The sequence below is a fragment of the Kiloniella sp. EL199 genome (genome assembly GCF_900313065.1).
Lineage (GTDB): Bacteria > Pseudomonadota > Alphaproteobacteria > Kiloniellales > Kiloniellaceae > Kiloniella.
The window spans coordinates 25,099-38,068 of the sequence record NZ_OMPU01000006.1 but is presented as its reverse complement, the minus strand read 5'-3'; the positions used below and the strand labels follow the sequence as shown (position 1 = coordinate 38,068).

General features: G+C 48.0%; 22 protein-coding genes and 2 tRNA genes. 3 read left to right on the top strand and 21 right to left on the bottom strand.

Annotated elements, in window-relative coordinates; translation table 11 throughout:
- From rplF to D9A03_RS03450, 20 genes are all read right to left on the bottom strand, one after another.
- Positions 1-534, bottom strand: a complete 534-nt coding sequence (gene rplF, locus D9A03_RS03545; protein ID WP_120495858.1) for a 50S ribosomal protein L6 — start codon at positions 532-534, stop codon at positions 1-3.
- An 11-nt stretch (positions 535-545) separates the two neighbouring features.
- Positions 546-944: a 30S ribosomal protein S8 gene (gene rpsH / locus D9A03_RS03540; RefSeq protein WP_047763789.1), complete on the bottom strand. Its 399-nt coding sequence runs from the start codon at positions 942-944 to the stop codon at positions 546-548.
- 15 nt (positions 945-959) lie between these two features.
- On the bottom strand, positions 960-1,265 hold the full coding sequence (rpsN, locus tag D9A03_RS03535) for a 30S ribosomal protein S14 (RefSeq protein WP_120495857.1): 306 nt from the start codon (positions 1,263-1,265) through the stop codon (positions 960-962).
- A 22-nt stretch (positions 1,266-1,287) separates the two neighbouring features.
- Positions 1,288-1,833 carry a 50S ribosomal protein L5 gene (rplE, locus tag D9A03_RS03530; protein WP_046510059.1) on the bottom strand — a complete coding sequence of 182 codons (546 nt, stop codon included), beginning with the start codon at positions 1,831-1,833 and terminating at the stop codon, positions 1,288-1,290.
- A 13-nt stretch (positions 1,834-1,846) separates the two neighbouring features.
- A complete protein-coding gene (gene rplX, locus D9A03_RS03525) occupies positions 1,847-2,167 on the bottom strand; it encodes a 50S ribosomal protein L24 (RefSeq protein ID WP_046510030.1) in 321 nt (106 codons plus the stop codon).
- Complete coding sequence (gene rplN / locus D9A03_RS03520) at positions 2,167-2,535, bottom strand: 50S ribosomal protein L14 (RefSeq protein WP_046510029.1); 369 nt, start codon at positions 2,533-2,535, stop codon at positions 2,167-2,169. The genes rplX and rplN overlap by 1 nt, the downstream gene beginning before the upstream one ends.
- 16 nt (positions 2,536-2,551) lie before the next feature.
- Positions 2,552-2,797, bottom strand: coding sequence for a 30S ribosomal protein S17 (gene rpsQ / locus D9A03_RS03515; protein WP_046510028.1), 246 nt, complete (start codon positions 2,795-2,797; stop codon positions 2,552-2,554).
- Positions 2,798-2,809: 12 nt separating this feature from the next.
- Positions 2,810-3,004: a 50S ribosomal protein L29 gene (rpmC, locus tag D9A03_RS03510; RefSeq protein ID WP_046510027.1), complete on the bottom strand. Its 195-nt coding sequence runs from the start codon at positions 3,002-3,004 to the stop codon at positions 2,810-2,812.
- Complete coding sequence (gene rplP / locus D9A03_RS03505; RefSeq protein WP_085900476.1) at positions 3,004-3,426, bottom strand: 50S ribosomal protein L16; 423 nt, start codon at positions 3,424-3,426, stop codon at positions 3,004-3,006. The genes rpmC and rplP overlap by 1 nt, the downstream gene beginning before the upstream one ends.
- 26 nt (positions 3,427-3,452) lie before the next feature.
- Positions 3,453-4,133, bottom strand: coding sequence for a 30S ribosomal protein S3 (rpsC, locus tag D9A03_RS03500; RefSeq protein WP_046510025.1), 681 nt, complete (start codon positions 4,131-4,133; stop codon positions 3,453-3,455).
- Positions 4,133-4,513, bottom strand: a complete 381-nt coding sequence (gene rplV / locus D9A03_RS03495; protein ID WP_046510024.1) for a 50S ribosomal protein L22 — start codon at positions 4,511-4,513, stop codon at positions 4,133-4,135. The genes rpsC and rplV overlap by 1 nt, the downstream gene beginning before the upstream one ends.
- Positions 4,510-4,794, bottom strand: a complete 285-nt coding sequence (gene rpsS / locus D9A03_RS03490) for a 30S ribosomal protein S19 (RefSeq protein ID WP_046510023.1) — start codon at positions 4,792-4,794, stop codon at positions 4,510-4,512. Before rpsS ends, rplV begins: the two co-directional genes overlap by 4 nt.
- 16 nt (positions 4,795-4,810) lie before the next feature.
- Positions 4,811-5,641 carry a 50S ribosomal protein L2 gene (gene rplB / locus D9A03_RS03485; protein ID WP_046510022.1) on the bottom strand — a complete coding sequence of 277 codons (831 nt, stop codon included), beginning with the start codon at positions 5,639-5,641 and terminating at the stop codon, positions 4,811-4,813.
- Positions 5,642-5,645: 4 nt separating this feature from the next.
- Positions 5,646-5,978 carry a 50S ribosomal protein L23 gene (locus D9A03_RS03480; protein ID WP_120495856.1) on the bottom strand — a complete coding sequence of 111 codons (333 nt, stop codon included), beginning with the start codon at positions 5,976-5,978 and terminating at the stop codon, positions 5,646-5,648.
- Positions 5,975-6,592 (bottom strand): 50S ribosomal protein L4, encoded by a 618-nt coding sequence (gene rplD / locus D9A03_RS03475; protein ID WP_120495855.1) that lies wholly within the window; start codon positions 6,590-6,592, stop codon positions 5,975-5,977. The genes D9A03_RS03480 and rplD overlap by 4 nt, the downstream gene beginning before the upstream one ends.
- Positions 6,593-6,594: 2 nt before the next feature.
- On the bottom strand, positions 6,595-7,308 hold the full coding sequence (rplC, locus tag D9A03_RS03470) for a 50S ribosomal protein L3 (protein WP_120495854.1): 714 nt from the start codon (positions 7,306-7,308) through the stop codon (positions 6,595-6,597).
- Between the two features lie 3 nt (positions 7,309-7,311).
- Positions 7,312-7,626, bottom strand: coding sequence for a 30S ribosomal protein S10 (gene rpsJ / locus D9A03_RS03465; protein ID WP_046510018.1), 315 nt, complete (start codon positions 7,624-7,626; stop codon positions 7,312-7,314).
- A 158-nt stretch (positions 7,627-7,784) separates the two neighbouring features.
- A complete protein-coding gene (tuf, locus tag D9A03_RS03460; RefSeq protein ID WP_120495853.1) occupies positions 7,785-8,975 on the bottom strand; it encodes an elongation factor Tu in 1,191 nt (396 codons plus the stop codon).
- A 98-nt stretch (positions 8,976-9,073) separates the two neighbouring features.
- Positions 9,074-9,147: transfer RNA gene (locus D9A03_RS03455), tRNA-Gly, on the bottom strand.
- A gap of 40 nt (positions 9,148-9,187) precedes the next feature.
- Positions 9,188-9,273, bottom strand: a tRNA-Tyr gene (locus D9A03_RS03450).
- 194 nt (positions 9,274-9,467) lie between these two features.
- On the opposite strand from D9A03_RS03450, the gene rlmB reads away from it, so the two are divergent.
- From rlmB to D9A03_RS03435, 3 genes are all read left to right on the top strand, one after another.
- Complete coding sequence (gene rlmB / locus D9A03_RS03445) at positions 9,468-10,331, top strand: 23S rRNA (guanosine(2251)-2'-O)-methyltransferase RlmB (protein ID WP_162937957.1); 864 nt, start codon at positions 9,468-9,470, stop codon at positions 10,329-10,331.
- A 268-nt stretch (positions 10,332-10,599) separates the two neighbouring features.
- Positions 10,600-11,232: a TetR/AcrR family transcriptional regulator gene (locus tag D9A03_RS03440; protein ID WP_120495851.1), complete on the top strand. Its 633-nt coding sequence runs from the start codon at positions 10,600-10,602 to the stop codon at positions 11,230-11,232.
- Positions 11,233-11,375: 143 nt separating this feature from the next.
- Positions 11,376-12,251, top strand: coding sequence for a TIGR01459 family HAD-type hydrolase (locus D9A03_RS03435; RefSeq protein WP_120495850.1), 876 nt, complete (start codon positions 11,376-11,378; stop codon positions 12,249-12,251).
- A 94-nt stretch (positions 12,252-12,345) separates the two neighbouring features.
- Here the strand turns inward: D9A03_RS03435 and D9A03_RS03430 are convergent, their stop codons facing one another.
- On the bottom strand, positions 12,346-12,906 hold the full coding sequence (locus tag D9A03_RS03430; RefSeq protein ID WP_120495849.1) for a cupin domain-containing protein: 561 nt from the start codon (positions 12,904-12,906) through the stop codon (positions 12,346-12,348).
- Between the last annotated feature and the right edge of the window lie 64 nt (positions 12,907-12,970).

The following is a 12,970-nucleotide window of genomic DNA, read 5'->3' as shown; positions in this document are numbered from 1 at the left end:
TTACTTCTTCTTGCCTTCTTTGCGCAGAATGACTTCATCAGAGTACTTAACACCTTTACCTTTGTAAGGCTCTGGTGGGCGGTACCCACGGATGACAGCAGCCACCTGGCCGACTTTCTGCTTGTCGATCCCCGAAACGGCAACAGCCGTTGGCTTTTCACATTTGATAGTAATGCCTTCCGGAATTGGGAAGAGAACATCATGTGAATAGCCAAGCTGCAGGTTCAAAGTACTACCTTGAACAGCCGCGCGATAACCAACACCGTTAATCTCAAGGTTTTTGGTGTAACCTTCGGAAACACCAGTAACCAGATTCTGGACACGACTGCGAGCAGTACCCCACATAGAGCGAGCACGCTTGCTGTCATTAGCTGGAGTGACTATAACTTTACCATCTTCGAGGGTGAAAGTTACATCATCCGTAGCTGCGAAGCTGAGTTCACCCAGCTTCCCTTTTGCAGAGACGACATTGCCGTCAATCTTTAGTTCGACCCCACTTGGTACTTCTACGGGGTTCTTGCCTACACGAGACATATCAAACTCCCTTAGAATACCTGGCAGAGAACCTCACCACCAACATTGGCAGTACGGGCCTCTTGATCGGACATTACACCACTAGGTGTAGAAAGAATGGTGACGCCCAGTCCGTTGTAGTAACGTGGTAGCTCTTTAATTTTAGAGTACACGCGACGACCAGGACGTGACACACGGCTGATTTCAGAAATCGCCGGATCACCATCTGCATATTTCAGTTCGATAGCCAGTTCACTAATACCAGCACGAACGTCAACTTTACTAAAGCCACGAATAAAACCTTCGCGTTTTAGAACTTCTAGTACATTGGCGCGCAGCTTTGAAGCAGGCGCGCGAACGACGCTTTTACCAACCCGTTGTCCGTTACGGATGCGGGTTAGCATATCCCCTAAAGGATCGCTCATCGCCATATCGTCGGTCCTTCCTTACCAGCTCGATTTAACGACACCAGGTGCCTGACCTACAGAGGCCAGATCACGAAGTGCGATACGAGAGAGCTTGAACTTACGATAAAATCCGCGAGGGCGTCCTGTGACGCCACAACGGTTACGTACGCGGATCTTTGCACCGTCACGAGGCAACTGAGCCAATTTGATGCTAGCCTGGAAGACTTCTTCCGGGGAAGCAGAACGGTCTGTTGCAATCGCCTTAAGCGCAGCACGCTTTTCAGCTTGCTTTGCTACCATACGGCGGCGTTTTTCGTTCTTAGCAATGGCACTTTTCTTAGCCATTTTACTATTCCTTTCTGCCCGTTCAGTTAGCGAACGGCATGTCGAACCTGGCAAGGAGAGCTTTCGCTTCCTCATCGGTTTTCGCCGTGGTGCAGATGGTAATATTCATCCCGCGGATTTCGTCTACGCGATCGTATTCGATTTCCGGGAAAACAATCTGCTCCTTGAGACCCATGTTATAGTTACCAAGGCCATCAAATGCATTGCCTTTCACACCGCGAAAATCACGAACACGTGGAAGAGCAATCGTCACAAGACGATCAAGGAATTCATACATGCGATCACCGCGCAGTGTCACCTTACAGCCTAGTGGCATATCTTCACGAACCTTGAAACCCGCAATGGATTTCTTGGCACGAGTGATAACAGGTTTCTGTGCAGCAATTGCTTCTAGTTCAGCTGCTGCATGTTTGACCTTTTTGGTGTCCTGTACGGCTTTACCAACACCGATATTAAGCACGATTTTCTCAAGCTTAGGAATCTGCATTGGGTTAGTGTAGTTAAATTCGCCTTTAAGAGCGTCTCTAACTTCACTGTTGTAATGTGCCTTCAAGCGTGGCTGTGTCATGGTCAACCTCGCCTTATACATCAACTACTTCGCCAGATTTCTTGGCGAAGCGCACTTTGCGATCCCCTTCTGTACGGAAACCAACGCGTGTGGCATCCCCAGATTTAGGGTCAACTAGTGCAATATTAGAAATATGAACGGAAGCTTCTTGCTCGATGATTCCGCCCTGTGATGTCTGGGAAGCAGACTGATGCTTCTTCACGACGTTTACGCCTTGTACAACAACGCGATCCTCGTCGCGAAGTACACGAAGCACTTCGCCTTTCTTACCCTTGTCACGACCGGTTGTAAGAACAACCTGGTCGCCTTTTTTGATCTTAAACTTTTTGCTCATTACAGCACCTCAGGCGCCAATGACACGATTTTCATGAAGCTGCGCGCACGCAGTTCACGGGTAACCGGGCCGAAAATACGAGTACCAATAGGCTCATTTGATTTGTTAATCAAAACAGCCGCATTAGTATCAAAGCGGATCGAGGTGCCGTCTTGACGACGGATTTCTTTTGCCGTGCGTACAATCACGGCACGGTGTACATCACCTTTTTTGACTTTGCCACGTGGAATTGCTTCCTTGACAGAGACTTTGATGACATCACCAACACTGGCGGTTTTACGTTTGGAACCACCAAGCACCTTGATGCACTGTACTCTACGAGCACCGGAGTTGTCAGCTACTTCAAGCTGAGACTGCATCTGGATCATGGCTATATCCTAAATACTATGCTTCGGTAGAAGCGTCACTGACCACTTCCCAAGACTTGGTCTTGGAAATTGGACTGCATTCACGAATCTTGACGACATCTCCCGCTTTTACTGCGTTGGTCTCGTCATGAGCGTGATACTTCTTCGAACGCTTAATGAACTTCTTGTAGATCGGGTGCATAACGCGACGTTCTACAAGAACTGTAATGGTCTTGTCGGTCTTATCGCTAACTACGACACCCTGCAACACACGCCGTGGCATTGTGTAAACTCCTTAAGAAGCTGCCTGCAGAGACTGCAGGACAGTTTTAACTCGTGCAATGTCGCGGCGAACCTGACGACAACGAGCCGTGTTTTCAAGCTGACCGCTGGCTTGTTGGAAGCGGAGGTTAAACTGCTCTTTACGCAACTTTACCATCTCTTCTTTAAGCTCATCAGCCGTTTTAGTACGGAGATCACTTGATTTCATTAGTTCACTCCTTCACCCGGACGAACAATAAATTTCGTCTGAATTGGTAGTTTAGCAGCTGCCAACGAGAAAGCCTCGCGAGCAACGTCCAAAGGAACACCGTCGAGTTCAAAGATGACACGACCAGGTTTAACCCTGGCTGCCCACCATTCGATGTTACCTTTACCTTTACCCTGACGAACTTCTGCTGGTTTAGATGTAACCGGCACGTCTGGGAAGATGCGGATCCATAACTTACCGACACGTTTCATATGACGTGTAACGGTACGACGGGCCGCTTCGATTTGTCGGGCAGATACACGACCAGGGGTTACGGCTTTAAGACCATAGGCACCAAAGTTTAATTGGGTGCCACCCTTAGCATTACCGTGGATCCGGCCTTTATGTGCTTTGCGGAATTTAGTCCGCTTTGGCTGCAACATATTACTATTTCCTCAAGCTAAGCCCGTTACGAACGAGCGGCCTGTGAATCCTGAGATCGCTTATCCATGGCCATTGGGTCATGTTCCATGATCTCGCCCTTGAAGATCCATACCTTCACACCACAGATACCGAAAGTGGTGGATGCACGGGACTCAGCGTAATCAACTTCCGCACGAAGTGTGTGGAGTGGAACACGTCCTTCACGATACCATTCAGTACGAGCAATCTCAGCACCACCCAAGCGGCCAGCACAGTTAATACGAATGCCCTGTGCGCCAAGACGCATAGCTGACTGAACAGATCGTTTCATAGCACGACGGAAAGCCACACGACGTTCTAACTGACTACAGATGTTGTCTGCAACCAATTTCGCATCAATTTCTGGTTTCCGGATTTCTACGATATTCAGATGTACTTCGCTAGAAGTAAGTTTCTGAAGCTCACGACGCAGTTTTTCAATATCGGATCCCTTTTTACCGATCACAACACCCGGACGGGCAGTGTAAATGGTAACACGGGCTTTCTTGGCTGGACGCTCAATGATGATCCGAGAAACACCAGCTTGTTTCAAGCGCTCACGCAGAAACTCACGAATGCCTAGATCTTCGTGAAGCAGATCAGCATAGTCACCATCTGCAAACCAACGAGAATCCCAGGTCCGGATGATACCGACACGTAGGCCGATAGGATTAATCTTCTGACCCATTACGCTGTCTCCTCGCGTTCACGGACAACAACTGTCAATTGGCTCCAAGGCTTGAGCAAACGGCCAACACGACCGCGAGCACGTGCCCGGAAACGCTTCATGACAAAGCTTTTACCGACGAAAGCCTCAGATACAAAGAGACGATCTACATCAAGCTGATGGTTGTTTTCAGCATTAGCAATTGCAGACTGAAGTGCTTTTTTCACTTCAATAGCAATACGGCGCTTGGAGAAAGTCAGTTCTGCCAAAGCAGACTCTGCAGATTTCCCACGAATGCTTGCCGCAACCAGGTTTAGTTTACGCGGCGAAGTGCGAAGGTTAACAGCAATAGCACGAGCTTCGTTGTCAGCTAACGCACGATCACGTTTTGACTTACTCATTTTCTGCCTTTCTTCGCTTTCTTATCCACTGCGTGACCCCAATAGGTACGCGATGGAGCGAATTCACCGAATTTATGGCCAACCATATTCTCAGTTACAAGAACTGGGATGTGCTTACGGCCGTTGTACACACCAAAAGTCAGGCCAACGAACTGTGGCATGATGGTGGAACGACGGGACCATGTCTTAATAATTTCGTTACGACCCGCGCTACGCACGGTCTCAGCCTTCTTTAACAGACAGGCGTCAACAAACGGGCCTTTCCAAACGGAACGAGCCATATGGCCATCCCCTCACTTAGCGTTTCTGATGACGACGACGGATAATCAACCCATCGGTCTTCTTGTTGGAGCGAGTACGAGCACCCTTTGTAGGTTTCCCCCAAGGAGTGACCGGGTGACGACCACCCGAAGTACGACCTTCACCACCACCGTGCGGGTGGTCCACCGGGTTCATAGCAACACCACGGACAGACGGACGCTTGCCAAGCCAACGATTACGGCCAGCTTTACCAAGCTTCTGGTTTGAATTGTCCGGGTTGGACACGGATCCAACCGTCGCCATGCATTCGGCGCGTACCATACGTAACTCGCCAGAGTTCAAGCGAATTTGGGCATATCCTGCATCGCGACCAACCAACTGTACATACGTACCGGCTGAACGAGCAATCTGCCCACCCTTGCCAGCCTTCAGCTCGACATTGTGGACAATCGTACCCACAGGAATCGCGCTAAGTGGCATAGCATTACCAGGTTTAACATCGGTTTTAGCGCCAGAGATGACACTATCACCGACCTGCAGGCGCTGAGGAGCCAAGATATAAGCTTGCTCACCATCTGCATATTCGATTAAGGCGATAAACGCCGTACGGTTCGGATCGTACTCAATGCGTTGTACTGTAGCAGCAACATCAAACTTTGTACGCTTGAAGTCGATGATACGGTAAGAACGCTTATGACCACCGCCACGACGGCGCATGGTGATCCGACCATTATTATTACGTCCACCTGACTTTGTAAGGCCTTCGGTTAATTTCTTAACCGGCTTGCCTTTGTAAAGATCAGAGCGATCGATCAACACCAGGTTTCTTTGACTTGGTGTGACTGGATTAAAAGTTTTCAACGCCATCGGATTAAATTCCCGTCGTCACGTCGATGCTATCCCCGTCAGACAGGGAAATAATAGCCTTCTTAACGTCGGAACGACGACCAGGACGACCTTTGAAACGTTTTGTTTTGCCTTTAACGCGAAGGGTATTAACCGCTTCAACCTTAACGCCAAACAAACCTTCAACTGCCAGACTGATTTCAGGCTTAGAAGCATCAAGCGGAACTTGGAAGGTAACCTGGTTATTTTCTGAACCAAGTGTTGCCTTCTCGGTGATGACCGGACGACGGATGATTTCATACATCCGCTCTTTAGAAATGGTCACCGGCTTGGTGTTACGTGCGCGTGCTCTGCTCATTTTAGACGCGCCTCCAGCGCTTCAACAGCATCCTTGGTCAAAACCAATGTGTCGCGACGCAGAATATCAAATACGTTTGCGCCCTGCTGTGGCAGAACATCAACGCATGGGATATTGCGAGAAGCACGAGCAAAACCTTCGTTCACAGAAGCACCGTCGATAACTAGAGCTGAAGACCAGCCTAGTGCAGACAGCTGCTTAACAAGAGCAGAGGTTTTTGGTTCCTTAACTTCGGCGTTATCAAGAACAACCAACTTACCTTCAGCGGCCTTTGCTGAAAGGGCAGTCTTAAGAGCAAGAAGACGAACTTTCTTTGGAAGATCGTGTGAGTGATCCTGAACGCGAGGTCCATGAACAATACCACCACCACGGAAGATGTTCGCACGAATAGAACCGTGACGAGCGCCGCCACCTTTCTGATTCTTGATCTTACGAGTTGAACCGCGAACTTCGCCGCGTTCCTTAACCTTGTGTGTGCCAGCACGACGCTTGGCTAGCTGATAGTTGACCATACGTGCGAGTAAATCAGCACGAACTGGAAGACCGAACACAGCTTCGTTCAGTTCAACTTCACCAGCTTTTTTATTTTCGAGGGATGTAACCGCGATCTTCATGGTTATTGATCCTTCTCTTCAGCAGCAGGAGCTTCAGCAGCAGCAGCTTTTAGGCCAGCCGGGAAAGGAACACCTTCAGGAAGTGCACGCTTCACAGCATCGCTAATGTAAACCCAACCGCCTTTTGAGCCAGGAATAGCACCCTTAACAAGGATCAAGCCATTGTCACCATCGGTAGCAACGATTTCCAGATTCTGGGTAGTTACACGACGATCACCCATGTGACCAGCCATCTTCTTACCCTTGAACACCTTACCAGGATCCTGACTGTTACCAGTAGAACCGTGACTACGGTGAGAAACGGAAACACCGTGCGAAGCACGTAGACCACCAAAATTATGACGCTTCATCGCACCAGCGAAACCTTTACCGATAGAAGTACCGGTAACGTCTACATACTGACCTGCAACAAAGTGACCCGCATCCAACTCAGCGCCGACATCCAATAGGGCGTCTGCTGATACACGAAATTCTGCTGTATGTTTCTTCGGAGTAACCTTAGCTTTGGCATAATGGCCACGCTCAGCTTTACTCACATTCTTCACCTTGGCTACACCAGAGCCAAGCTGAACCGCATTATAGCCGTCCGTTTCTTGATTACGGACCGCAACAACCTGACAGCTCTCTAGCTTCAAAACAGTTACTGGAACATGATTTCCAGCTTCCGTGAAGACGCGAGACATACCAAGTTTCTGCGCAATAAGACCCGTACGCATTGCTTAGCCTTTCAGTTTAATCTCAACATCAACACCAGCCGCAAGATCAAGCTTCATAAGCGCGTCTACGGTTTGTGGTGTTGGCTCAACGATGTCAATAAGACGCTTGTGAGTTCTGATTTCGAACTGCTCACGACTTTTCTTATCGATGTGAGGACCACGAAGGACTGTGAATTTCTCAATGCGAGTCGGTAGAGGAATAGGACCTTGAACCTGCGCACCTGTGCGCTTGGCAGTCCCTACGATCTCAGATGTAGATTGGTCCAGGACCCTGTGATCGTACGCCTTTAGGCGAATTCTAATATTCTGGCTGGACATTCTCAGCCACCCTTTGATTAACCCGTTCGTACCATTCACGGCATTGGAACGCAGTTAACCCCTTTCAGAGTTAATATAAACAATTTCGTCGCAGAAAGAAGCGACGGTGCGTTCTTTACCAAAACGCACCGTCGCTATCAACAACTATTTTACTTTTTTTATTTTGAGATGCTTGAAACGACACCAGCACCAACGGTACGGCCGCCTTCACGGATCGCAAAACGCAGACCATCGCTCATCGCGATTGGCGCAATAAGCTCAACATCCATAGCAATGTTATCACCTGGCATTACCATCTCTGTACCCTCTGGCAGAGAAACAACACCCGTAACATCTGTGGTACGGAAGTAAAACTGTGGACGATAGTTAGAGAAGAATGGTGTGTGACGACCACCCTCTTCTTTCGTCAGAATATAAGCTTCTGCCTTGAAGTTTGTRTGAGGYGTAATCGAACCTGGCTTCGCAAGAACCTGACCACGCTCAACATCTTCACGACCAACGCCACGTAGAAGTGCACCAACGTTATCACCCGCTTCACCCTGATCGAGAAGCTTGCGGAACATTTCAACACCAGTACAAGTCGTTTTCTGAGTATCACGGATACCAACGATCTCGATCTCTTCACCAACTTTAAGAACACCTGTCTCAACACGACCGGTAACAACTGTACCACGGCCTGAGATAGAGAACACGTCTTCGATTGGCATCAGGAAGTCCTGATCAACCGGACGATCTGGCTGTGGGATGTAATCATCAACAGCTTTCATCAGCTCAAGAATCTTCTCTTTACCGATGTTGTCGTCACGACCTTCCAGAGCAGCAAGAGCTGAACCAGCTACGATCGGAATATCGTCGCCCGGGAAGTCATAAGAAGAAAGAAGCTCACGGATTTCCATCTCAACAAGCTCTAAAAGCTCTTCATCGTCAACCTGGTCAACCTTGTTCATGAAAACAACTAGAGCAGGAACACCAACCTGACGAGCAAGAAGAATGTGCTCACGGGTCTGTGGCATTGGACCATCAGCTGCGTTAACAACCAAAATAGCACCATCCATCTGAGCAGCACCAGTGATCATGTTCTTCACATAGTCAGCGTGACCCGGGCAGTCAACGTGAGCATAGTGACGACCTTCTGTCTCATACTCAACGTGTGCCGTAGAAATGGTGATACCACGTGCACGCTCTTCAGGTGCCTTATCAATATCTTCAAACGCTGTCGCGTCCTGGCCGTTCTGCTCAGCCAATACTTTTGTGATCGCAGCAGTAAGAGTTGTCTTACCATGGTCAACGTGACCAATTGTGCCTACGTTACAGTGCGGTTTCGTCCGCTCAAACTTTTCCTTAGCCATCTCGCCTAATTCCAGTTCTGATGGACGACCACGCGTCCTCAAGCTCAAATACATTAAAAGCCCGCACTTCAAAGCATGCGAGCTTCAGGGATAAATTTTGGAGCGGGTGGGGGGAATCGAACCCCCATAACTAGCTTGGAAGGCTAGGGCTTTACCACTAAGCTACACCCGCATACATCACACAACCTAACTTGAAATACTGAAAATGTGGATGGTGGAGGGAGTTGGATTCGAACCAACGTAGGCAGACGCCAGCGGATTTACAGTCCGCCCCCTTTAGCCACTCGGGCATCCCTCCATGTTATCCACGCAACCTCTAGGGTGAGGCTTCAGCTACCGAGTATTTCGGTGTGCGTTGATGATGCGAAATATGTTCATTTCCAGACGCATGTCAACTGGAAGATCTATAAAAATATCATCATTCCTGTTTTTTTCTTCGCGATGAACTGCCATATAGACGATGAAACTAAAACTCCGGAGCAAACGACTGTCATGGCAAAGCCCAAAAAACTGCGAAAAAAGAACTCTTCACAACGCTCAGGCAAAAGAGAAAATCCCGGAGCAGGAAATTTATGGCTCTATGGAATTCATGCGGTACTTGCAGCACTTGGGAATCCAGATCGTCAGATAAAACGATTCGCAATCACGCCAGATACAAAATCCAAACTGGAATCGGAGCTGACTGAAGTTGAATATGAAACGGAACGAAAACTTGTTCCCGACCATGTCGCAAATAACGATCTGAACGAACTTCTTCCCCCCGGTGCTGTACATCAGGGTATCGCCTGCCTCGCATCAGCTTTGGAAGAGACTTATATAGAAGACATTCTGACCGAAATTAAACTTGCAGAACGTGCTGCTGGTAAAAAAGGCGATGAGGACTGGGAATTTCAGGCAGAAGGCAGAACCGTTCTGTTAATCCTTGACCAGGTTACCGATCCGCAGAACGTCGGGGCAATTTTACGTTCTGCGGCTGCATTTGGTGCCAAGGCCGTCATTACCACCGACAGAAACTCAGCCCAACCAACAGGATCATTAGCCAAAGCCGCTTCCGGGGCACTTGAACACATCCCCTATGTTGGCGTTACAAATCTTGTGCGCGCTTTGGAACAAATCAAGGAAGCTGGCTTTTGGTGTTATGGGCTTGCAAGTGAAGGGGAAAAACTACTGTCAGATGCCCTGCCTGCTAACGGCAAAATCGCTCTTATCATGGGCGCCGAAGGTGTCGGCCTCAGACGCCTCACCCGCGAACACTGCGATATGCTGGTTAACCTGCCAACCTCTGATACTTTTGGGGTTCTTAATGTTTCCAGTGCCGCTGCAGTTGCTCTATATGAAACAGCCCGCAGCAATTAAATCTGAAGAACATTCCCAGTTAGCCTGACGGTGCCGACAATAACGCCGTCAGGTAAGGTTGTTGCGATTTACCTATTTGTTTTTTCGCCTAAGACTGCCTGCCGTAATCAATTTACGTGAACGTTTGTCCAGTTTGCAAAAAACACCTAACTAAGTTAGGATAAACAATAACGAGCGAAAAATCTCGCTACTCAAAACAATAAAAATGCACCATAAATGAAGTGCAGAAAAATATGACCTTCAATAATAGCACCAGCAGAACCAGACAATGCCTCCACCAAAACGTAATAGATACCTCTCCAGTTCTTTAAGCACACGTGACCTGATTGTCGATGTCGCAGAGCAACTCATCGCCCAGCACGGTGTAGAGGGCCTCAAGCTGAAAGACATCACAAAAGAGATCGGCATTCAACTCCCTTCTCTTTACGCACATTTTGCGGGTCGAAGCGCAGTGCTCATTGAAATTGGGAAACGTATACTGGAAGGTATCATCGAAGATTTTGATGAAATCGAAAATCTTCCACCTCGAGAGGCCCTGAGAGAACATACACGCCTGATGGTACGCCGCTACACAACAAACAGAGCACATGTACTTGTCTTGCTCGCAGATCTCGCTGCCCCACAGGGCATTGATGCATTCAATGCTAATGAAGCTATTCTTTACCCCTATTACGAACGCCTCACCGCCGTTCTCGAAAAGGGTCGAGAAGAAGGACTGTTCAATAAAGTTGAAACTGAAGAGTTCATTGCCAATCGACTTGGCATTGTGCTGGTCAATATCGCTTTTGCGTCCCTCAAAACCGGTGTTTTCACAGAAGAACAAGCTGCTCGTCTGGAAGTTAACGCACTCGCACAGATTGACTCGATGCTAACGGACGGTGAAAGTCTGTCAGATAGGTAATGTCCATATATAGCAGTACATTTCTAATCTTAATAATAGATTTCATTCGGAATTCAAGTGTGCTGTGCTTCTTGAGCCAAAACAGGTCTGGGTATATTGGTATCTAAAAGGCTCCCTGCCCATAGACGATCTGAGAGCATTCCATGAACATACCAATTCTGAAAAATTTGTCAGAAGTTGCCGACGATTATGACCTCTTCATCATTGACCTTTGGGGCGTACTACATAATGGCATCATAGCTTATCCAGATGCCATAGAGTGCCTGAATCATTTGCGTAAGCGAAAGAACAGCCAGGTTATCCTCTTATCCAATGCTGCGAGATTGAGCCCTTCTATTGCTGCTCACCTCGCAAAGATTGGTATAGAGGAATATATGTATGACAAATTGTTAACCTCTGGTGATGTCACTGCAAACATAATGTCCAGTAGAGCAAGGGAACAAAACAATCCCATCGAGCCAAGATATTTTCATATTGGCCCTGAACGAGCGCAACCAACCTTGAATGCCTGTGGCGGGCAAGAGGTTGCTCTGAAAGATGCAGAGTTAATTATTTGTACCGGCTTCTTTCAAGAAGAGGCAGAACAAGTTGAAGATTACACAGGGTTATTGAAATCTGCGCTCGCACTCAACCTGCCAATGATCTGTGCAAACCCGGACATGATCATAAATCGTGGCGGCAGAATTATACCTTGTCCGGGGACCATAGCTGCTCTTTATGAAAAGTTGGGCGGAACGGTTGAACGCTTTGGCAAACCCGACCCCGCAATCTACAACTGTGTATTTGCCCAACACACACAAATCTCCAGATCCCGCAGCGTTATGATCGGTGATAGTTTGAGCACAGATATCCGTGGGGCCAGACAGGCGGGTATCGACAGTATATGGATTGGTGGGGGCATTCACGCCAAAGATCTAATGATGAAACCAGATGGCCAGTTAGAACCTGATAAGGTACAGGAAGTTGCAAAACACGCAGGTGAAAGCCCACGGGCCATCATGCCCAAGTTAAATTGGTAACTTTTATCCCTGACAATACCCTCTTCTTTCAACACCGACACAATCATATACGCTGATCATTCACGCAAACTGCCCACTTTAAAATGCCAGAGGTTTAAAATGTTGGTGGCGTGCAGGCTGAAATAATAACGGCTTCCTTTGTCCCCGGATTTCGCCATCGATGCGGAATACGACTGTCAAAGTAGAAAGCATCCCCTGCCTTGAGGATTTTTCTCTGATCACCGACAGTCAGTTCAATCTCTCCACTTACAATAATTCCGGATTCTTCAGATTCATGACGCAAGAGCGTCTCGCCCGTATCTGCGCCGGGTTGAAGCCTCTCGTGTAGAATCTGTAGTGCTCTGTCACTCAGATCACGACCAACCTGCCGGTAAGAGATATTTCCACTCCCGATTTCAGTTAGGTCTTCTGACCGGTAAAAAACCTTTTGCCTTGGTGTCAAATCTTCCGAAAAAAAAGCAGAAACCGATATAGGAATTCCTGCCAGAACCTTTTTCAAAACTCCAACCGAGGGACTGCTCTTATTTTGTTCAATCAGCGAAATAACAGCGTTAGAGACTCCGGCTCTTTTTGCTAACTCGCGTTGCGATAAACCATTCAACTGTCGCAATGCCCTCAGACGCAGACCAAGGTCAAAATCATCATCTTCCATCATTTTCACTTTCATGCTTATTATTATTAACACTATTAACAAAAAAACCACTATATGGGTATAAAAA